Origin of the sequence: Geitlerinema sp. PCC 9228 (assembly GCF_001870905.1) — a bacterium.
Classification (GTDB): Bacteria; Cyanobacteriota; Cyanobacteriia; order Cyanobacteriales; family PCC-9228; genus PCC-9228.
The window spans coordinates 1-20,592 of sequence record NZ_LNDC01000009.1 but is presented as its reverse complement, the minus strand read 5'-3'; the positions used below and the strand labels follow the sequence as shown (position 1 = coordinate 20,592).

The 20,592-nt window shown below is 49.7% G+C and carries 16 protein-coding genes; 7 read left to right on the top strand and 9 right to left on the bottom strand.

All coding sequences use genetic code 11. The features are described 5' to 3' along the window. The 6 genes from AS151_RS00485 to AS151_RS21800 all read right to left on the bottom strand — a co-directional run. Positions 1–2,061 (bottom strand): NACHT and WD repeat domain-containing protein (locus AS151_RS00485; protein WP_244532787.1); only part of this gene is annotated, 2,061 nt, incomplete at its 3' end. A gap of 188 nt (positions 2,062–2,249) precedes the next feature. After that, positions 2,250–2,483, bottom strand: coding sequence for a hypothetical protein (locus AS151_RS00480; RefSeq protein ID WP_071515114.1), 234 nt, complete (start codon positions 2,481–2,483; stop codon positions 2,250–2,252). 57 nt (positions 2,484–2,540) lie between these two features. Further along, a complete protein-coding gene (locus AS151_RS00475; RefSeq protein WP_071515113.1) occupies positions 2,541–2,774 on the bottom strand; it encodes a hypothetical protein in 234 nt (77 codons plus the stop codon). Between the two features lie 285 nt (positions 2,775–3,059). Next, positions 3,060–5,126: a glycine oxidase ThiO gene (gene thiO / locus AS151_RS22985; protein ID WP_071515112.1), complete on the bottom strand. Its 2,067-nt coding sequence runs from the start codon at positions 5,124–5,126 to the stop codon at positions 3,060–3,062. Positions 5,127–5,216: 90 nt separating this feature from the next. Next, positions 5,217–5,555 (bottom strand): 2Fe-2S iron-sulfur cluster-binding protein, encoded by a 339-nt coding sequence (locus AS151_RS00465; RefSeq protein WP_071515111.1) that lies wholly within the window; start codon positions 5,553–5,555, stop codon positions 5,217–5,219. Between the two features lie 14 nt (positions 5,556–5,569). Next, entirely contained in the window at positions 5,570–5,746 is a 177-nt protein-coding gene (locus tag AS151_RS21800; RefSeq protein ID WP_170861263.1) for a hypothetical protein, read from the bottom strand. Between AS151_RS21800 and cimA the strand changes: the two genes are divergently transcribed. After that, positions 5,745–7,388, top strand: coding sequence for a citramalate synthase (cimA, locus tag AS151_RS00460; RefSeq protein ID WP_071515110.1), 1,644 nt, complete (start codon positions 5,745–5,747; stop codon positions 7,386–7,388). The genes AS151_RS21800 and cimA overlap by 2 nt on opposite strands. 345 nt (positions 7,389–7,733) lie before the next feature. Here the strand turns inward: cimA and psbA are convergent, their stop codons facing one another. Continuing rightward, complete coding sequence (gene psbA / locus AS151_RS00455) at positions 7,734–8,816, bottom strand: photosystem II q(b) protein (protein ID WP_071515109.1); 1,083 nt, start codon at positions 8,814–8,816, stop codon at positions 7,734–7,736. Between the two features lie 562 nt (positions 8,817–9,378). On the opposite strand from psbA, the gene AS151_RS00450 reads away from it, so the two are divergent. Together AS151_RS00450 and groL are read left to right on the top strand one after the other, a co-directional pair. Continuing rightward, the gene (locus AS151_RS00450; RefSeq protein ID WP_071515108.1) at positions 9,379–10,113 is read left to right on the top strand and encodes a Bax inhibitor-1 family protein; all 735 of its coding nucleotides are present in this window, start codon (positions 9,379–9,381) and stop codon (positions 10,111–10,113) included. A gap of 121 nt (positions 10,114–10,234) precedes the next feature. Further along, positions 10,235–11,914: a chaperonin GroEL gene (gene groL, locus AS151_RS00445; protein WP_071515107.1), complete on the top strand. Its 1,680-nt coding sequence runs from the start codon at positions 10,235–10,237 to the stop codon at positions 11,912–11,914. Positions 11,915–12,095: 181 nt separating this feature from the next. Here the strand turns inward: groL and AS151_RS00440 are convergent, their stop codons facing one another. Further along, positions 12,096–14,072 (bottom strand): AAA-like domain-containing protein, encoded by a 1,977-nt coding sequence (locus AS151_RS00440; RefSeq protein WP_071515115.1) that lies wholly within the window; start codon positions 14,070–14,072, stop codon positions 12,096–12,098. 564 nt (positions 14,073–14,636) lie between these two features. Between AS151_RS00440 and AS151_RS00435 the strand changes: the two genes are divergently transcribed. The 4 genes from AS151_RS00435 (at position 14,637) to AS151_RS00420 (ending at position 20,247) form a co-directional block, all read left to right on the top strand. After that, positions 14,637–16,658 (top strand): AMP-binding protein, encoded by a 2,022-nt coding sequence (locus AS151_RS00435; RefSeq protein ID WP_071515106.1) that lies wholly within the window; start codon positions 14,637–14,639, stop codon positions 16,656–16,658. Positions 16,659–16,707: 49 nt separating this feature from the next. After that, positions 16,708–17,163 (top strand): YlqD family protein, encoded by a 456-nt coding sequence (locus AS151_RS00430; protein WP_071515105.1) that lies wholly within the window; start codon positions 16,708–16,710, stop codon positions 17,161–17,163. 412 nt (positions 17,164–17,575) lie between these two features. Next, complete coding sequence (locus AS151_RS00425) at positions 17,576–18,871, top strand: dihydrolipoamide acetyltransferase family protein (protein WP_071515104.1); 1,296 nt, start codon at positions 17,576–17,578, stop codon at positions 18,869–18,871. Between the two features lie 599 nt (positions 18,872–19,470). After that, the gene (locus AS151_RS00420; protein ID WP_071515103.1) at positions 19,471–20,247 is read left to right on the top strand and encodes a tryptophan-rich sensory protein; all 777 of its coding nucleotides are present in this window, start codon (positions 19,471–19,473) and stop codon (positions 20,245–20,247) included. Positions 20,248–20,251: 4 nt separating this feature from the next. On the opposite strand, the gene AS151_RS00415 is transcribed toward AS151_RS00420, so the two are convergent. Next, positions 20,252–20,512: an EVE domain-containing protein gene (locus tag AS151_RS00415; protein ID WP_071515102.1), complete on the bottom strand. Its 261-nt coding sequence runs from the start codon at positions 20,510–20,512 to the stop codon at positions 20,252–20,254. Positions 20,513–20,592: the final 80 nt, after the last annotated feature.

Sequence of the window (20,592 nt, the reverse complement as noted above, 5' to 3'; positions counted from 1 at the left end):
TGGACTGAAGGCTACGTGTGAGACATCACCTTCGTGCCCGAGAGTCTGCAAGAGTTCTCCCTGGCGATTCCACAATTTCACCGTATTGTCCCAGCTAGCAGAAGCAATGGTGTTGCCATCTGGACTAAAGGCTACGTGAGTGACCGGACCTTCGTGTTGGAGAGTACTACTGTTTGCCATCCTTTGCTGGCTGGGATATATAAATTGCGCTACATTGCGGTCAATTCGTAGAAATCGATCGCCCATCAGCCAAGAATTTTCTTGTTTCTGGTAGGCTTCCAAGCTTTCAATCAAACTTTCCACTCGGCTTCCCGATAGATAAAGAGCACGAGCCGCTTGCGCTTGACTGACAATACTTTCTTTTTGTGCTTGCCGCCATTGCCATCCCGCAACCGAAGCTAAAACCAAAGCCACCCCAGAAAAAATGCTCAAACCAAGCATCGCATTCCGACGCCGCCTTTGCGCTTGTCTAGCTTTTCTTTCCCCTTCTGTCAAACTGGCATCCAAAAATTGATTTTCTATTTCCCGCAAGCCACCCAGTTGCTCGAAAGCGCCAGCTCTACGCAAAGCCTGGATTTGTTCCAGTCGGGTTCCTTGCAGTAATTCTTCTCGTGCTGCTTGTTCGCCACGTTCGTTTCGCACTCGCTGCCAGCGTTGGGTTTCGTCGGTGAGAAAGTTTTTTAGCGCGATCGCTTCTTTCTCTTGTTCGATCCATTGCTTTAACCGGTCCCAAGACACCAATAAAATTTCGTGAGCAAGCTCCACGATCGCTACTTGCTTTCTGGCACGGTCAGCAGCCATACCTGGATAAGTTTCCCGGTCTTCATACGCCAAGCTGCTTACTAATAAATTTTCATCGATGAGTCGCTGTAATGTATCGCTGGTGGTGCCTTCGGCAAACTCGTCGCGATGGGCTTGCCGGGAAACCACGCGATCGCCCCCTTCTGCCTGGACAATATTGACCAACTTTAGCAAAATAGACTTGGTTGCTTGTTGTTGTTCCAAGCTCATCTGCTGGTAAATTTGCTCTATTTGGGTTTTTAAAGCGCCCCGAACCCCCTGCAAATCTTGATAGGTTTGCCAGTTCAAGGTCCGGTCTTCAATATGCGCCTCACCACGTTCGTTTTGCGTTTCGCATTCTCGTTTCCACAGCAAATCTAGTGTATACTGCAACAAAGGCAAATACCCTTTTTGCCCTTGCACGTCGCCAATAATTTGCTTGACCAATCCTTCTTCAAATACGATCCCATGTTGGGCGGCTGGTTGTTCGATGGCTTGCCGCAGTTCTTCCGGTTCCATTTCTGCGACAAAAAAGTAACTATTTTGGTTGATGAGCTTTCCCCAAGCAGGATAGTAGCTAAAATGCTCTTGAAAATCCGCCCTCATGCCCAAAACTACGCGCAAGCTATCGTCGGCTTGGGCAATGACATCTGCCAATCCCTGCAAAAATTGCTGGCGAACTTCTTCTTCTCCACAGTTGGTAAATACTTCTTCAAATTGGTCGATAAACCAAAGCCAACGGCTGTCGGAGTCTTTCAGCTTCTCAACTACATTCAAAAGCGTTTGCGCTTCCGGTTTCAAAGCGATTTTGGCTTCCGATTCTCGAAATTGATAGTCCTTTTCCTCGCTCAAAAGGCATCGATACAAGGAGGCAAATGGGTCTTCGCCGGGCGTAAAAATAAAGTCGTAGAATTTTTGGTTGCCCAACGACTTCCGCAGTTCGGGAATGGCACCAGCCCTAACCACCGAGGATTTGCCACTGCCAGAAGCGCCTGTCACGAGGGTAAATTGGTTGCTGTTGATGGCTTCTAGCAGTTGCTGGATGAGCTTATCCCTGCCAAAAAAGCGATCGCGATCTTTGGTATTGAAGCGTCTTAATCCTTGATAGGGAGAATGTTTGATGAGTTCTCGCTGCGTAATCTCCCGTGCCGAGATTTGCAGGATTTGGCTTTCGATGGTCGTGTTTTGAACCGGTGCAAAAGTAATGGTATTGCTGCTACCACTTACAGATACATCTTGCAATTTGTTACTTTGGTCCTGAGAAGCAGATGGATCGTTCATAGAAATCCATTAATCCATTGAACGTGTTAGCCAATTTTATATCTAAAATGGCCAGATCTTGCAAGCAATGGAAAACCGCCTCCTCGGGATGTGAGAGCAGGCGGTGGGGGGATAGTGGCTGTTATGCAGTTTTCCCTAGACATTTTTGCCGTTTGAGCCGTTTTCGCGATCGCTCTTAGGACAAATTCTTAGCTGTTGGGAAGGGTGTTGCTGGCGTAAGCATCCATCCCATAAGCCGGAGTGCGGGTGCTGTAGTCAGTATCCTGACCGGTGACCGACTTGGCTAATTGTTCAAAGGAATCAGAACGCCAGTTGCGGGAATGAATGGGCTTGCTTTGTTCGCCGCGGAAATAAGCTTGCGTTCCTAGTAGGGCAGCAGCAACCCAGCCGATGGCAAATAGAGCAATTAAAATCGTTGTCATAGCAACCTCCTTGTTAGATTTTTCTGTAAGCTTTTCCTTGATTTTTCGGTAAGATTCTTAGCTGTTGGGAAGGGTGTTGCTGGCGTAAGCATCCATCCCATAAGCCGGAGTGCGGGTGCTGTAGTCGGTATCTTGACCGGTTACAGACTTGGCTAGTTGTTCAAAGGAATCAGAACGCCAGTTACGTTGGTGAATGGGTTTGCTTTGTTCGCCGCGGAAGTAAGCTTGCGTTCCTAGTAGGGCAGCAGCAACCCAGCCGATGGCAAATAGAGCAATTAAAATCGTTGTCATAGCAACCTCCTTAGGTGGTTTGTTAAGCTTTTGTTTCATTTCTGTTAATAAATGTAACAATCCTTTGCAAGTATGTCAATGTCCTTGCTATATTATTCTGTTCGGTTTTACTTCCCTTTGAAGGTTCGGTTGCCTCCGAAAAGCCAGGTTGAGCCTTACCGCTTCCCATGGCAGGCAGAGGCTAGAAAGCGATATTCGGCCAAATTTTGTAAAGCTGACCGAACCAAAAATAAAAGGGGCGAATTTTTTCGCCCCCAGCATGTATTTTTAGATCGACTATGCAACCTAGGAAGTAATCGTTCCCGTTAGCGGCGAACTAGCATTGGCGCGTTGGGCGACCGGAATGCGTCCGGCTGCACGGGCCAAACGTCCGGCTTCCACTGCCATAGCCATTGCCCTGGCCATAGCCGGGGGATTTTTGGCTTGCGCGATCGCGGTATTGATCAACACCGCATCTGCCCCCATTTCCATCGCTTGGGCTGCTTCCGAAGGCGTACCAATGCCAGCATCCACCACCACCGGTACCTGGGCATTTTCAATAATAATCTGCACATTGGCCGCCGTTTGAATGCCTTGACCGGAACCAATGGGAGACCCCAAAGGCATCACCGTGGCACAACCCACTTCTTCCAAACGCTTGGCGAGGATGGGATCGGCATTGATGTAAGGCAACACCGTAAATCCTTCACGAATCAATTTTTCTGCTGCTTCCAAGGTTCCCACCGGGTCGGGAAGCAAATAGGTGGGGTCGGGAATGACCTCTAACTTCACAAAATTGTTATCTTCCTGCCCCAACATTTTCGCCATTTCCCGCCCCAAGCGAGCCACGCGAATTGCATCATCTGGGGTTTTGCATCCTGCCGTGTTGGGAAGCATCCAAATTTGATTCCAGTCAATTGCTTCTGCCAACCCTTCGTGACCGGGTGCGTTGTTTTGTACGCGGCGAATGGCGACGGTAACCATTTCGCAGCCACTGGCGGTCAGGCTATGTTGCATCTCGCTGATGTTGCGATATTTGCCCGTACCAGTAATCAACCGAGAGCGAAAACAGCGATCGCCAATTTCCAAGCGATCGCTAGAACCATTCCACTCTGGTATATAGTTGCTATCGAAATTGTGCTTTGGCGTAGCAAATTGCATAGTTTTGCCATCTTGTGGGGATACGTGGGAAATGGAGGTGCCGCGATCGCCATTGCCACCATTTTCCTCATAAGCAGGTGAGTGGGAAGGTTGGAACCGACGCCAGTGAAAATGAGCAAGCAGCGGATCGGCATTTCCATCCAACATCCAATCCGCGAGAATCTGTGCCGTCACCGGTGCCAGTAAAATCCCATTGCGATGGTGCCCCGTTGCCAGAGTTAAATTCTCGCAAGGACTGCTACCCAAAATTGGCAACTCATCCGGTGGCGTCGGTCGGAAGCCCCACCAAACCCTCTCCAAAGGATAGTCTCGCAGCAACGGAAACAGGCGCATAGCCCGCCCCAACAAAGCATGGATGCCAGCCGGCGTATTGTAAGGGGTCAACCCCGCATCTTCCACTGTCGCCCCCACCACAATGGTGCCATCGCGCCGGGGAACAATGTAGGTATAGGGACCAAACAACACCCGATGCAAGGGCAAATCAGCAAACTTACTATTGGTTTGTCCGTTAGTGTTCCCCCCAGCCCCCGGAATCCGCACCGAGAACATCTGTCCTTTTTTGGGAGAAACCGGGATAGGGAGCAATTGCTGAGACCAAGCCCCCGTCGCCAGAACGTATTGGTCGGCGGTGAAATCGCCGGCAGTGGTTTGCAGTTTGGCAACGCGACCTTTTGCTTGGACAATCGCTTCTACCGTTACCCCTTCGCGCAATTCCACCCCAACCTCAGCGATAGCGGTTCGTAGGGCTTTGCCCAGCATGCCAGTGTTTGCTTGAGCGTCTTCGGGATACCACCAGCCACCAGCAACTTCTTCCCCCAAGTAAGGTTGAAATTCGCGAATTTGTTCGCGGTCCAACCAATAGGAAGGGGCCAAATTGTGTTGCGGTGGGGAGGCATCCGCTTCTTCGCCGGCATAAAAAGGCGCTAGAAAGCCACACGCCCAATAGCCAGGGTCGATACCGCTAATTTCCTGCAGTTGGCGCGTCCATTCCGGATACATGGAACGACTGCGCAAACACAGATCGAGCATGGGTCCTGGTGGAATGGCTTCAGACTGGGGAGCGAGCATGCCGGCTGCAGTGTACAACGCGGCTTCTCGATCGTCGCGACTGAGCACCGTTACCCGGCTGTCGCGGCTGCGTTGCTTTAATTCCAGGGCTAAGCTCAAACCAATGATGCCGCCACCAATAACGATAATTTCGCGGTTGGTCATTTTTGATTCTTTTCTACGGTCTAATTGCTGATAAATTGAGGGGAACAACGATCGATTGGTCCGATGGGTAGGTTATCCTGGGACTATCCTCTACCCCTCGGGGGTCCATCGCAAGCGATCGCCTTGTCCCCAAAATCCGTCGTATTTGGTTACGCGCACGTCTCCCAACACTTTGGTTTGACAGGACAAGCGGCGATTTTTCCTGGGAGAATGAGGCGGCAGATTGAGGCGACTTTTCTCCCGCCAACCGGCTGGGGAAACGTCTCCTTCCACGGCAACGGTACAGGTGCCGCAGGTGCCAATACCGTGGCAATTAATGGTGGAAGCCAAGTCATTATATACATCTACGCCGTTTTCCAACAGCACTTGGCGGAGATTGGCTCCCTGAGGACATTCAAAGGTTTTTCCTTGAGCAGTTACTTTTGGCATAACGACTCCAGCCATTACAATAGGTGAGGTAACCAAACCATCGAGTCCAAAACTTGGTTCCGGTCGCGATCGCGATCGAAACGAGTTTGCCAGTTGCTAGTCAGCGACTGTCGTTCGATCCGAAAATGTATGGTTGCTTCCATCTTGCCAAAAATCTCGTAGTATCCCAATTCTTCTAGCTTTGTTGCCATGATCCATACAAACCATTCCACTGCCGAACCAGCCAATCAAGTTTGGATTTACGACACCACCCTGCGCGATGGTTCCCAACGAGAAGGGATTTCTCTGTCCCTAGAAGATAAAATTCGGATTGCCCGCAAGCTAGATGAATTGGGCGTTCATTTTATCGAAGGGGGATGGCCGGGGGCCAATCCGAAAGATGTGCAATTTTTCTGGCGGTTGCAAGAAGAACCTTTAGAACATGCGGAATTGGTGGCTTTTTGTTCCACCCGCCATCCCAAGAAAATCCCTGCCGAAGACCCGAAAATGCAGGCGATCCTATCGGCGGGCACCCGTTGGGTAACCATTTTTGGCAAATCTTGGGATTTGCACGTCACCGAAGGATTACAAACCACTTTGGACGAGAACCTGCGCATGATTGGCGATACCATCGAATATTTGCGATCGCAGGGGCGACGGGTCATTTACGACGCGGAACACTGGTTTGACGGCTACCAGCAAAATCCCGAATACGCTTTAAAAACCCTCCAAGCCGCGATCGCAGCCGGTGCGGAATGGTTGGTTTTCTGCGATACCAACGGCGGCAAACTCCCCCACGAAATCCAGCAAATTCTCACAGAAGTTTACGATGCGATCGGCACAGAAGCTGCCAGCGCTGGGATTCGCTACGGCATTCACACCCACAACGACTCGGAGACCGCCGTTGCCAACGCTATAGAATCCGTTCGCGGTGGCGTCACCATGGTCCAAGGAACCATCAACGGCTACGGAGAACGCTGCGGCAATGCCAATCTCTGTGCCTTGGTGCCCAACCTCCAGTTAAAACTGGGATACGACTGTTTGAGCGAACAACAGCTATCCCACTTAACCGAAACCAGCCGCTATGTCAGCGAGGTGGCCAACTTAGCCCCCAACGAACATGCAGCTTTTGTCGGTCGTTCCGCCTTCGCTCACAAAGGGGGCATCCACGTTTCCGCAGTGCAGAAAAATCCCCTCACCTACGAACACATCCGACCCGAGGTGGTGGGCAACCAACGTCGAATTGTTATTTCCGATCAATCTGGCACGAGCAATATTTTATCAAAAGCCAAAAGCTTTGGCATCGACCTACAAAGCAATACCACCGCTTCTCGGGAATTGCTCAACCAACTGAAAAAACTAGAAAACGAAGGCTACCAATTTGAAGCCGCCGAAGCCAGCTTCGAGCTGTTGATGCGGGGATATTTGGGGCAACGTCAGAATTTCTTTGAACTCAAGGAATTCTACGTCCACAACCACAAACAGAACAGCTATACCACCTCCCTAGCCACCATCAAAGTTGCCGTGGGTGGGAAAGACATTATCGAAGCTGCCGAAGGCAATGGTCCTGTATCCGCTTTAGATGCTGCCTTGCGCAAAGCCTTGATTAACGTGTACCCGGAAATTTCCGAATACCACCTCACCGACTACAAGGTGCGGATTCTCGACAGTGCCTCGGGAACCTCTGCCACCACCCGCGTTTTGGTTGAATCGAGCAACGGCGAAACCCGTTGGACTACCGTCGGTGTTTCTGGCAATATCATCGATGCTTCCTATCAAGCCGTTGTTGAAGGTTTGGAATACGGTTTGATGTTGCAGAAGGCATCTCAACCTGCCAGCCCAGCCGAAAGTTAATTTTCGGTTTGCTGGGAAAACCCAGGAAATCCATCCAGATGGCCAGCCTTGGGTGGGGTGATTTTTTTGCTTCTACGCTTGCTGGGGAAAATCCGTTTATTGAACCCTAAAAAAACAGGCACCATCTAGCCAAAAACATATTTTTCGTAGGAGCACGTCCATTTTAATTTGGTAGGTAAAGCGATGGTCCGAAGGAACGGTGCGGTAGACACCATCGCTAAGATTTTGGCTTTGGAAAGAATCTAGCCATTAAGCTACCCAGCAATTTTAACCTAGATGCGCTAGTAGGGTGGGCATTGCTCACCCTACAATTTTAATTGTGGTTTTTACATACCGGACGGGCGATTAACCGTGGATGGCAGGAGCACTCACAGCCACTGGCTGTACCTCACTAGCTGCCAAATCTAAGGGATAGTTGTGAGCGTTACGTTCGTGAATCACTTCAATTCCCAAGTTAGCGCGGTTAATGATGTCAGCCCAGGTATAAATGACCCGTCCTTCGCTGTCGAGAACTGAATGGTTGAAGTTAAACCCATTCAGGTTGAAAGCCATGGTGCTAATGCCCAAAGCAGCAAACCAAATTCCAATAACGGGCCAGGCACCAAGAACAAAGTGCAAGGCACGGCTGTTGGTGAAGGAAGCATGTTGGAAAAAGACGCGACCCAAATAGCCGTGGGCAGCAGTTAGATTGTAGGTTTCTTCTTCTTGTCCGAAACGATAACCGTTATTGGCGGATTCGAGTTCGGTGGTTTCCCGAATAATGCTGGATGTCACTAGAGAACCATGCATGGCGGAGAACAAAGCACCACCGAAAACGCCCATGACCCCCAGCATGTGGAACGGATGCATGAGGATGTTATGTTCTGCTGAGAAGACAATCATGAAGTTAAAGGTGCCGGAGATGCCTAGCATGAGGCCGTCGGAAAAGCTGCCTTGACCGATGGGATAAATGAGCAAAACGGCGGTAGCGGCAGCCACTGGTGCGGAAAAGGCTACGGCAATCCAAGGACGCATTCCCAGCCGGTAGCTCAGTTCCCACTCCCGACCCATGTAGGTGTAAATGGCAATCAGGAAGTGGAAGATAATCATTTGGTAGGGACCGCCGTTGTACAACCATTCGTCCATGGAACTGGCTTCCCATATGGGGTAAAAGTGCAAGCCAATGGCCCCGGAAGAAGGAACGACAGTAGCGGTGATGATATTATTGCCGTATAAAAGCGAGCCGGTGACTGGTTCCCGGATGCCGTCAATGTCTACGGGAGGGGCTGCTATAAATGCCAAAGTAAAGACAATGGCCGATACCAGAGCGGTGGGGATGAGCAAAACGCCAAACCAACCGATGTAAAGACGGTTTTCGGTGCTGGTAATCCAGCGGCAAAACCGCTCCCAAAGACCGACGTTTTTGCGTTGTTGCAGGTCAGCAATCATAGGTTCAAATCTGATTTATATGTCAACAAGCTTTACCAAATAGAATTTGGATCGTGGTTTCTATTAACGCTTAATAACCATTTGGTTGTCAAGAGAGATTTTATTAAGAAAACCAAAGTTCTTTTCATACAGGGATTTCAGAATATTTGCACGGGCATTCAGAGATGCGGTGGCTTTCCCCTGTGTGTCTAGCGATCGCTTATTTTGGTTCCACAAAAAACAAAAAAGTTCCCTTCCTGTGCTAAACTTTATTTATGAAAACTTGTTTAAACAAATAAACCAAGGGGGGACATCAAGGATAGGCAAAGCAACACTATTTTTCCTCAAACCAAGACATTCTAGCGATCGCGGTTGGGTCTCTCAGCGCCAACCTACTTTCTTCACCAACAGCAATTTTTTATAATTTGTATATATTTTCATAGGTTGTATCTCGGTCTTTACAGGAACAGCAGGGGAAGAGGAGGGACCAACCACCCCTTCCCCAAATCAACAAGACCTGCAAAATTTGCCAAAATAGAGAAGAAAAGGTATTGAAAAAGAATTTGAGAGGAAAATACAGCCCATGACTTTAAATAGCAACTTTCGGGAAGCCTATCGTCAGGCTCAAAGCCAAGACGTTATTGGTCCTAATGTTATTCCCAAGGCATTGCCCTTTGTAGGGGGCGGCTTGATTCTCACTGCTTTAGGCGTTTACGGCGGGTTGGGGGTAATCTCCAACTATCCCAACGCCTTCATGCCTTCATTCTGGGTCGCTTTAATTGCCGAAATTGTCCTGTTCTTCGTGGCTCGCAACGTTGCGGAAAAAGGCAACAATGCCACCGCTACCCCCATTTTAGCCACCTATAGTCTGCTGTCTGGCTATACCCTCAGCGCCATTATTTTGGTAGCTCTGAGTACCTCTGGGGTTGGCTTGCCAGGCATCGGCATTGCTGCTGGCGGTTGCGGCATTACTTTTATTGCCGCGCGACAAATCGGTTCCAACCTCTCAGATCGCGATGGCATGGCGCTAGCCCAAACGGTACAATTGGGATTAATTGCCCTTATTGTAGTTTTACTCGGCCAGCTGCTGTTCAGTCTGTTTGGGATTTATACCCCTGGGTGGCTGGAATTCGCCATTTCTGGTATCGGCGTGGTTATCTTTGCCGGTATGGCTGTGGTAGATTTCTACATCATGCCGCGCAGCTACAAGGACGAGCAATACTTATCTGCTGCCCTGGGCATGTATTTGACCTACATTAACTTGTTTATCTTCATTTTGCGCTTGTTAATCGCTATCAACGGCGGCGGTCGCGATTAAGCGATCGCTGGGGTAGCCACAACGCGATCGGACGGCTAAGGTACGGTTTCTACGAATTAGCACTCCAGCCAAGGGAGTGCTAAATTTTTTATTTGAAGAGCTCTAAGAGCAGCAAGCAAGTATGGCCAAGCAGGTAGAATTTCGCGAAGAGTCGCGGCGATCGCTGGAAGCAGGGATTAACGCCCTCGTCAACGCCGTTCGCATTACCATGGGACCCAAAGGTCGCAACGTGGTCCTAGAAAAGCAGTACGGTGCCCCAGAAATCGTTAACGACGGCATCACCATTGCCCAAGACATCGAACTAGAAGATCCTTTAGAAAATACCGGCGCGCAACTCATTAGAGAAGTTGCCTCCAAAACCAAAGAACTCGCCGGAGACGGTACCACCACCGCCACCGTCCTCGCTCAAGAAATGATTAGCGAGGGTCTCAAAGTCGTTGCTGCAGGTGCCAATTCTGTAGCCGTACGACGCGGGATCGAGAAAACCGTCAACCACCTGGTGAAAGAAATTGCCTCCGTTGCCAAACCGGTAGAAGGGGAAGCCATCGAACAAGTGGCTACCGTTTCCGCCGGCGGTGACGAAGAAGTCGGTAAAATGATTTCCGACGCCATGGCGCGAGTCACCAAAGATGGCGTAATTACCGTAGAAGAATCCAAATCCCTCGCCACCGAACTGGACGTAGTGGAAGGGATGCAAATCGATAGAGGATATCTTTCCTCCTATTTTGTCACCGACCAAGAACGCATGGTCGTAGAACTAGAAAATCCCTACCTCCTGATTACGGATAAGAAAATCAGTGCCGTTCAGGATTTGGTTTCCAACCTCGAACAGGTGGCTCGTTCCGGTCGTCCCCTATTAATTATTGCCGAAGATATCGAAGGGGAAGCCCTGGCGACTTTGGTAGTGAACAAGTCTCGCGGCGTGTTAAACGTAGCGGCGATTAAAGCTCCCGCATTTGGCGAGCGCCGCAAAGCCATGCTACAAGACATCGCCATCCTGACCGGTGGTTCCCTAATTTCCGAAGACATCGGCTTGACCTTGGATAATGTTTCCATGGACCAACTGGGAACCGCCAACAAGATTACCATTACCAAAGACGATACCACCATCGTTGCCAATACTGACAGCAAGAACCAACAAGCGGTGCAAAAACGCATCAGCCAACTGCGTCAGGCACTAGAAGACACCGATTCCGAATACGACAAAGAAAAACTACAAGAACGCATTGCTAAACTAGCCGGTGGCGTCGCGGTGATCAAAGTCGGTGCTGCCACTGAAACCGAACTCAAAGACCGCAAACTGCGTATTGAAGACGCCCTCAATGCCACCAAAGCGGCGGTAGAAGAAGGCATCGTTCCCGGCGGCGGTACGACCCTTATTCACCTAGCCAACAAGGTGGCAGAACTACGAGATACCCTCGATGAAGAAGAGCGTATCGGTGCCGATATCATCGCCAAATCGCTACAAGCCCCCGTACGTCAAATTGCCCACAATTCCGGTGCCGAAGGCTCTGTGGTTGTCGAAAAAGTACGGAATACCGAATTTAACATCGGCTACAACGCCGTTACCGGTGAGTACGAAGACATGATTGCTGCCGGTATCATCGACCCGGCAAAAGTAGTTCGTGCTGCCCTGCAAAACGCTGCTTCTGTGGCTGGCATGGTCCTGACCACCGAAGCCCTGGTCGTTGAAGAGCCCCAACCCGAATCCGCTGGTGGCGATCCCAGTGGCGGCATGGGCGCCATGGGCGGCATGGGCGGCATGGGCGGTATGGGTATGGGTGGCATGGGCATGATGTAACTGCCCGGCTACCTACTTCCCTATAGCCGTCTGTTTGCTATGGAAGGCGCTGTTTCCCAAGCAGTGCCTTCCTTGGTTTTTGGAGGATAATTTGAGGTTCTTGGCAGCGTGGAAGTGTACCGAGCGTACCGAGCTTGGGAGATAGAAAAGTGCAATGAATTTTTTGCTCCGATGCTGAAACTCACTCACCCAACAACGTTGAATTCACCGTTACCCGATCGCCGCCTTCGCTTTGGGATTGGCGTAGGGCAAAGTCTGTGGCTAGCAAAATGGTGGTGGCGTCGCTGCGATCGCTACTGGCAATGGCACTAGCTACGCCGATGCTTACTGTCAGAAAGTTTGGGTTTTGCTGGTTGCCTTTGTTACTGGGAATGGCAATTTTTAAGTTTTTGACGCTTTGACGGATTCTTTCAGCAACTTTTTTGGCTATTTCGGTATCGGCTTGAGGTAAAATGACGGCGAATTCCTGACTGCTATATTTGGCGGCTAGGTCGCTTTGCCGTCGAATACAAGTACAAATGACCCTGGCTACTTGCTGCAGGCAGTTTGCTATGGTGTTGTATTCGCCTCTATACTTTGATAGTGAGAGCAATTGCTGTTCTAAATCTACTGATAGTTCGCATAAAATTAGAGACATCGGGGTGCGATCGCTGGACGATCGCTGCCATTGTTGTTGCAAATAGCGGTCAAAGTAAGGACGGCTCGCCAGTTGGGTGCTTCCATCTAACTCATGAAGACAATTAGCCGCAGCCGCTCGGTCAAAGGGAAGCTGCGTTTCCCCATCGGCGATCGCTGTGTTGGGAGCGGTACCATCAGTTTTCCCAGAGGAGAGGTTGAACCTTGGTAGCTGGGCTTCAAAATAGCGACGGTATAGCTCGCAACTTACGAAAACATGACAATCCTCTAATTGAACAAGTCCCAAACTTTCTAATTTGTAGCCAATTACTGGGTCAACCGGGATTCCTTGGGGAGAGACAACCACCTGCTGCATGGTTTGGGCAAGTTTTGGCTGGTTTTGTAAAATAGCCATCAAACTTTGTAAGTGATTCTGATAAATCCCCTTTGGGGTGCAAGCTGTTTGTAAAATTTGTTCCAGTGGCACGTTATACCGGCGAGTGTGATACAAAGCCTGGGAAAGTAGGTAAGGATGTCCACCCACCAGAGCGACTAGTTTCTTCAACATAGTAGTGCTGAGGTTTTGGCAACCGTATCGATGGGCTAGCTCTAGGGCTTGGTCGAGGGTAAAAGGGGGCAGCTTCAAAGGCAACCCCACATTGAAAGGTGATTGGTTGATGTTCAGGGGAACATAAATCTCGGTAGAATAGACCAAAACCATGCGCAACTGCTTCCAAATGGCTTCCTGTTTGCCTTGTTCGTACCATCCCCGCAGTAAAGATAAAAAATCTTGGGCAATTTCTGGATATTCAAAGACGCGGTTAACTTCGTTGAGTGCCAAAATAATCGGTTTTTCTATATTGGCGAGAATATATCCTTGAAAATATAAAGTGCAGCTAACTTTGGTGCCAATATCTACATCCCAATAACGATCTAGATTGGCATCTAACTGTAACTGACGGGCAACATTTGCACTAAACCAACGCAAAAATCTTTCCAAACTAGAAAATACCTCCCGTTCGGCTTGCTGAAAATCAATTTTTATCCCATCAAAGCCTGCCTGTTCTCCTTTTTCTAAAATTCTGAGCATGAGGGAGCTTTTGCCCATTTTTCTGGGGGCTTTGATGCGAATGACGCTCCCTGGCAAACAAATTTCTTCGTACGCTAGTTCTTCCACTGGTTGGCGGGGAATGTAATAGGGAGAATCTACGGGGATAGGACCGCCAGGGAAAAATAGGGGTTCCTCCACTATGCGATCGCTTGAATTCCGCTCGATCAGTTGTTGTTGGGTTCTGGTTAAACACTGTTGTTCAAATTTTGACCGCAGGTTGGTTTTGGAAATGGGTTCTGTCCACAAGTCGCTCAAAATAGACCACAAACTAGAAGCAGTTTTTCGCAGGTATTCCGGGCCGTAGTGGATTTCTCGGGCCATATAGGCGTAGGTTTTGCCTTCCCAACTCTGACGCAATAAAAACTCTTGCAAAGGTGTCAGCGGGGTCGGTAAGCTAGCGTTTACTATTTGGATAAGTTCGTCAATAGTCATTTCTGCAACGATTTGTCTCTCAATAGACAACAATTGTTTTTCGGAAGCCAAGTTTCTAGACTGTAGAAACAACGGATATCAACGATCGCGGTTTTTATTTTGTTAAAAGATTGGTTGATACTCTGTTTTAGCATAGGTTTTCCGAAGGGAGGAGATTTGCGGTTGAGCTATTAGCTCTGGGGAAGCTTTTCACCACCTTCCCAACAGAAATTCTTTGGCGTTTGGTGGTTTTACTGGAAGAAGCCATGCAAGCGAACGGCTTTCGTCTTGCCCTTTGGAAGTATTTTTTTCTTAAGGCCCCTAGGAGATGTCTGTTTCAGCGGAATTCCCTGCTAGGGCGATCGCTGTATCCCAGATAAACTTTACAACTTGACCATTTACTCATAGAAAAATTAAACAATCGTACCAAAGAAACCAACAAAACCAATGCTAGGGACGGTTGAATTTCTGTCTTCTTGTAACAAATTATCTCCTAGAAGCCTTCATAATGGATAAACAAGATAGCGAAAGCGCTTAAAACTTTGTATAAAACAGAAGCAGACCCTATTTAGGCAAAATAGCAAAATGATGGCTTTCAACCACCACCAACTTAGCTCCCAAGAGCAAACGAATTTATCCCAATTAGTCGATTACAGCCAACTGCGATCGCTGCCCGAAATCTGGCCAATTACCCGAAAACAATTTGGCGATCGCATAGCCATTATCGATCCCCACGCTAAACCTCCGGTTCAACTTACCTATGAGGAATTGGTTTCCCAAATTTTAGAATTTGCCGCCGGTTTGCAAAACCTGTGCCAACTGCACCTGTCAGAATTTGTCCAAGGAAACAGCGACCTACCCCCCAGAGTCGCCCTTTTTGCCAACAACAGTCCCCGCTGGGCAGTTGCCGACCAAGGATTGCTCGCTGCCGGTGCTTCTAACGTGGTCCGCGGTGCCGACGCCGACGTACAAGAACTGGTTTACATTTACAACCACAGCGACAGCATCGGTTTGATGGTGGACAATCTCGCTTTGCTGCAAAAACTATCCCCCCATCTTGGCGATGCCACCGTTCATTGGTGCGTATTACTCTCCGACGAATCCCCCGCAGAAGAGCAAGACTTTCCATTTCCGGTTTGGAACTTTTCCCAAGTTGCTGCAGCCGGCAAACAGCAATCCCCCACCCCCACCCCTGCCAAACACGATACCCTTGCCACCTTGCTGTACACTTCCGGCACCACCGGCAAACCCAAAGGGGTCATGCTTACCCACGGCAATTTACTGCATCAGGTGAACACCATCGGCACCGTAGTTGCTCCCCCCCCAGGAACGCGGGTGCTGTCGATTTTGCCCACCTGGCACAGTTACGAACGTAGTTGCGAGTATTTCCTGCTCTCGCAAGGATGCACCCAAATTTATACCCAACTGCGGCATTTCCGTAAGGATTTAAAAACCTATCAACCGCAAGTCACCATTGGCGTTCCTCGGTTGTGGGAATCCATTTACGAAGGCATTCGCAAACAAATTCAAGAACAACCCCGCAGCCGGCAAAAGCTGGTTTGGTTTTTATTGGGAACTTCCCAACGCTACGTTGAGAAAAAACGAATTTGGGAACAAATGACCCTCAGCAGCCAACCACCCACTGGTCTTTCTCGCTGGCTAGCAGGGGTGCAAGCTGCCCTTTTGTGGCCGGTCCACGCGATCGCCAAACCCCTAGCCTACCAAACCATCCTAGCGGGCTTGGGGGGACAGCTCAGTACCGTGGTCAGCGGTGGTGGTGCTTTGCCCATGCACGTGGATACTTTTTATGAAATTATTGGCGTTGAAGTGTTGGTGGGCTACGGGTTAACCGAAACCTCCCCCGTTTTAACTGCCCGACGTTCCTGGCAAAATCGCCGCGGTTGTGCTGGGTTGCCCTTACCGGGAACGGAAATTCGCATTGTAGACCCCCAAACCCGCCATCCCCTGCCCCCACGAGAAGTAGGATTGGTGATGGCGCGCGGACCGCAAATCATGCAGGGATACTATAAAAATCCGACAGCCACCAGCCAAGCCATTAATGAAGAAGGTTGGTTTGACACCGGGGATTTGGGTTGGCTAACCGATAAAAACGAGTTGGTGCTGACCGGACGCGCCAAAGATACCATTGTGCTGAGCAATGGGGAAAATATCGAACCCCAACCGATCGAAGAAGCTTGCCTGCGCAGTCCTTACATCGACCAGATTATGTTGGTAGGGCAAGACCAAAAAACCTTGGGGGCTTTGGTGGTGCCTAATTGGGAAGCTCTCGCCGAGTGGGCTAGCCAGCAAAACTATCGCCTGCGCCTGCCCGAACACCTGGATGGGGCGAAAAATATTTCCCACAATTCTGATGCCCAAGAGATTGACCACGACCACAAGATCGTGCAAGATTTAGTGCGACAAGAGTTAAACCGTAACGTTCGGGAGCGACCGGGCTATCGTCCTGACGAGCGTATTGGTGCGTTTCGCTTGATTTCGACCCCCTTTGCGCCGGAAAATGGCATGATGACTCAGACGCTCAAAATTAAACGGCAGGTTGTATCCGAACGATATCGCGATACGATTGACAGCATGTTTGCCTCCTGATATTCAACTGCGAACTTGAATTTTTGATGGTGTTTCCCCAAACAGGTCTATGAATCCTTCCAATTCCAATCCCCAACTTTTACTCAAGCGCAACGTCACGATCAAAGCGATTGTGACCCCTCGCTGGAAAGAAGACGCGCAAACCCAACTGCAATCGCAAATGAACCAGCTGGACAAACAACTGCAGCAGTTGGAAATGCAAGGACAGCGGGCTATGTCTGAAGTCCAACAACAAGCCCCCCAAGGGCAATCTGGCGAGTCTCCCCAGCCCAGCCAAGATGTCAAGAACCAAGTCAATCAGAAACAGCGGGAATTGCTAGAGCAGAAAAACCGCATTTTGCAACAGTTACAGCAAGTGCAAAAGTTTGAAATGGAGCAAGAAGTGAATCAAGGGCAAGTAGAGAGTTTTTTCCAATTGGAAAAAGGAGATAATTTAATCCAAAAAATGCAAGTGGAAATCGTGCTTAGAGATGGTGTGGTGGAAGAAATTCGCGGTCAAATTTAGGGAAGTCGATCGCTTGGTATTTTCTGTTGCTATGCCAAAAATAATTCTTGGGAAAATCAATTTTGTAGCCACGGAAAACCAGCGATCGCTTCTATAAAAAGCGTTTTTCGGCAACCAACCTAAAGCGGCGTGCTAGCTTGGCAAGAAAAACAAGAAAAATTTTTAGATTTTTAGAGATTGTGCCAAGATTTCTAAAAATCTAGCAACCAACGGCAATCCACGAAAAACAAATCTAGAAATTGTTGGTCCCGAGCGTACCAATCGCACCGATCGAGCACTGGTTTGAGCCTCGTTCCTCTGGACAACCCTACTGTTTTGTTAGCGATTGGCTGTTGTTTTTTTTCTGGCTTATTTGCTAATCTTTTCTAATTCTGAAATCGAAAAATATTACTTATTTGGGAAGCGACCATCCATGATTCACGAAGTTTTCATGCCCGCCCTCAGTTCCACCATGACCGAAGGAAAAATTGTTTCTTGGGCCAAATCAATTGGAGACAAGGTGGAGAAAGGCGAAACCGTAGTGGTGGTAGAGTCGGATAAAGCCGACATGGATGTGGAATCGTTCTACGACGGTTATTTAGCCACCATCATTGTTTCGGAAGGCGAAATTGCTCCTGTGGGGGCCAGCATTGCCCTGCTGGCAGAGACGGAAGCAGAAATTCCCGAAGCACAAAAACAAGCCACCCAAATTGAAAAAGGTGAAAGCATTAGCGGTGAATCGGCCCCCGCTACAGCACAACCTCCCGTGACGGCTGAGGCGGCAGCTACGACGGAAGCTACCCAACCCAGCAGTGGGAACGGACGTACGGTGGCTTCCCCCAGAGCCCGCAAACTCGCCGAACAGTTCAATGTGGATTTAAGCAGCCTCCAAGGCAGCGGTCCCCACGGGCGCATTGTTGCAGCCGACGTAGAAGCAGCTGCCGGGCGCACCCCAGCGCCAGCCCCAGCTCCTGCGCCTGCTCCTGCGCCTGCTTCTGCCGCTACAGCACCAGCTAAACCCCCGGTACCACCAGCCCCAGCTGCCCCAGCGAAACCAGGGGAAGTAATGCCGTTCAATACCCTGCAAAATGCGGTGATTCAAAATATGAATGCCGCTGTGGGGGTACCGACGTTTCACGTGGGTTATACCATCACCACGGACAAGTTGGACGAGCTGTACCAGCAACTGAAACCCAAAGGCGTGACCATGACAGCGTTGCTGGCGAAAGCCGTAGCGATCGCATTGGGCAAGCATCCCCTCCTCAACGCCAGCTATACCGAACAAGGTACCCTCTACAACGGACAAATTAATATTGCCGTGGCAGTGGCTATGGGAGACGGCGGTTTGATTACCCCAGTGTTACAAAATGCCGATCGCTTGGATCTTTATTCCCTCTCCCGTACTTGGAAAGACCTGGTAGAACGCGCCCGTACCAAGCAGTTGCAACCGGAAGAATACAACAGCGGTACCTTTACCATCTCCAATTTGGGCATGTATGGGGTCGATGGTTTCGATGCTATTTTGCCTCCCGGTCAAGGGTCTATTTTAGCTATTGGTGCTTCCAAACCACAGGTGGTAGCGACCGATGCCTCTACCTTTGCTATCCGCAAACAAATGCGCGTAAACATCACCTGCGACCACCGCATTATTTACGGTGCCAATGCGGCAGCGTTCCTGCAAGATTTGGCGGCGCAAATTGAAGAAGATCCCCATGCTTTGACTTTGTAAGTTTTTGGGCAGAGACGGGGATCGGAGCGTCGGGGCATGGGGGCAGTGCGATTCGTTGATTATCAACCGAACCATTGATTCGGGGGATTAGTCGCTGGGTATTTACCCCCAGACAACTCAAGTTAAATGGAGGTGAAAGTCCTCCCACCAAGGTGCATTGGTTGAAAGCATTACCCGCAGTGCTGGGGGCGGATCTCAGAGCTGAAGCCGGGTAAAACGGAGGTAACCCGTAGTCGTATCGGGAATCCCTCCTAGCAATTGGGTATGGCTAATCGAAAGGTGAACTGATGTTTGAACCTCCGTCATGCTCAATAGGTAATGCTAAGAATATGCCCACCTCGGAAAGGGGTGAAAACTCAGAAGGTAAGGGACTACGGGAGAAATCCCCATAAACCCTACCTTAGTCAGTGGACCCGTTCCCAGGAGCCTTAGAGCGGGAAACTGTCAAGTCCGGTTTTGAAGGAGAGGTGTCCGGGGGTGATCCCGGCATCGACTCTAACAATAACCAATTGTATCTCCCACCCTCGGTACGCCCCCACGCTTGGTACGCTTCCCCATCTCCCACGCTCCCCTAAAGACTATGCTGGCGGGAAAAAACGATGCAGTATTGGCAGCAAAAAGACCGGTTTCGGCAAATTGTAACGTTATTGGCGATTTTGGCGGCCTTTGGGACCAATGTGGCTTCTAATATCGTGCCCGTTGGTGGAAAAACCATTGGCGAAATTGCCAATACCATCTTCGCTGATGTGTTGGTTATCCCGGCGAACTATGCTTTTGCCATTTGGGGGTTGATTTATGTGGGATTGATTGGTTTTGGGATTTATCAAGCTAGACCCGCTTGGGGGCAAAATTTACGCTTGCGCCGGGCGGGGTATTTTGTGGTTTTGGCGATGCTGGCACAAATTGCTTGGGTGTATGTTTTTCTCTATCGCTATTATGCTTGGTCTCTGGTGGCGATGGTGGTGATTTTGCTAGCAACGATCGCGGCTTACCTGCGACTGGAGGTGGGAATGCGACGGGCGGTTCGCCAGGAAAAATGGTGGCTGCAGGCTCCGATTAGTTTGTATTTAGGGTGGATTAGTGTGGCTACGGTGGTGAATGTGGCGATCGCGTTGTATGCTGCTGGTTGGCAGGGAGGCGGTATGGCACCAGCTACTTGGACTGTGGTAATGGCGGTGGCGAGTACGGCGATTGCGGCGGTTTTGCGCTGGCGGCGTCGGGATAATGTTTATCCTTTGGTGACGGTTTGGGCGCTGGTGGCGATCGCTGTTCGCAATTTCAATATTCCCGCGATCGCGTTTTCCAGTCTTGGTTTGGCAGTGGTGTTGGTTTTGTGGCTTTTATTTTGCCAGACCCGCCGTCAAATGGAAGCTTAAGACGTTATTCTACCATCTTGAGAATTTCTGCCGCCACGCGATCGCCCACCGGCATCACCGAAAGCCGATTGCCCTTTTTCACCAATAAAAATTCTTCTGGGGAAAACATTTGTTTGAGGGTGGTTAAAGAAATCATCTCGGGAAAATCCCGAACAAACGCAACCTCTACCGTATACCAGCGCGGGGATTCGGAAGTAGCTTTTGGATCGAAATAGGGACTTTCTGGGTCAAACTGGGTCGGATCGGGAAAATCCGTTGCCACCACCTGCTACTTCCTAATAGGTGATTTACTGGACAATAATTGACTTTTATTGACTTGATAGTCGTAGCCATCTTTCTTAAAGA

Excerpts from the sequence above, each read along its gene's own strand:
- AS151_RS00475 (WP_071515113.1), bottom strand. The coding sequence starts at position 2,774 with ATGACAACGATTTTAATTGCTCTATTTGCCATCGGCTGGGTTGCTGCT.
- AS151_RS00430 (WP_071515105.1), top strand. The coding sequence starts at position 16,708 with ATGAATCCTTCCAATTCCAATCCCCAACTTTTACTCAAGCGCAACGTC.
- AS151_RS00435 (WP_071515106.1), top strand. The coding sequence starts at position 14,637 with ATGATGGCTTTCAACCACCACCAACTTAGCTCCCAAGAGCAAACGAAT.
- thiO (WP_071515112.1), bottom strand. The coding sequence starts at position 5,126 with ATGACCAACCGCGAAATTATCGTTATTGGTGGCGGCATCATTGGTTTG.
- groL (WP_071515107.1), top strand. The coding sequence starts at position 10,235 with ATGGCCAAGCAGGTAGAATTTCGCGAAGAGTCGCGGCGATCGCTGGAA.
- AS151_RS00420 (WP_071515103.1), top strand. The coding sequence starts at position 19,471 with ATGCAGTATTGGCAGCAAAAAGACCGGTTTCGGCAAATTGTAACGTTA.
- AS151_RS00425 (WP_071515104.1), top strand. The coding sequence starts at position 17,576 with ATGATTCACGAAGTTTTCATGCCCGCCCTCAGTTCCACCATGACCGAA.
- AS151_RS00450 (WP_071515108.1), top strand. The coding sequence starts at position 9,379 with ATGACTTTAAATAGCAACTTTCGGGAAGCCTATCGTCAGGCTCAAAGC.
- psbA (WP_071515109.1), bottom strand. The coding sequence starts at position 8,816 with ATGATTGCTGACCTGCAACAACGCAAAAACGTCGGTCTTTGGGAGCGG.
- cimA (WP_071515110.1), top strand. The coding sequence starts at position 5,745 with ATGATCCATACAAACCATTCCACTGCCGAACCAGCCAATCAAGTTTGG.
- AS151_RS00465 (WP_071515111.1), bottom strand. The coding sequence starts at position 5,555 with ATGCCAAAAGTAACTGCTCAAGGAAAAACCTTTGAATGTCCTCAGGGA.
- AS151_RS00480 (WP_071515114.1), bottom strand. The coding sequence starts at position 2,483 with ATGACAACGATTTTAATTGCTCTATTTGCCATCGGCTGGGTTGCTGCT.
- AS151_RS21800 (WP_170861263.1), bottom strand. The coding sequence starts at position 5,746 with ATGGCAACAAAGCTAGAAGAATTGGGATACTACGAGATTTTTGGCAAG.
- AS151_RS00440 (WP_071515115.1), bottom strand. The coding sequence starts at position 14,072 with ATGACTATTGACGAACTTATCCAAATAGTAAACGCTAGCTTACCGACC.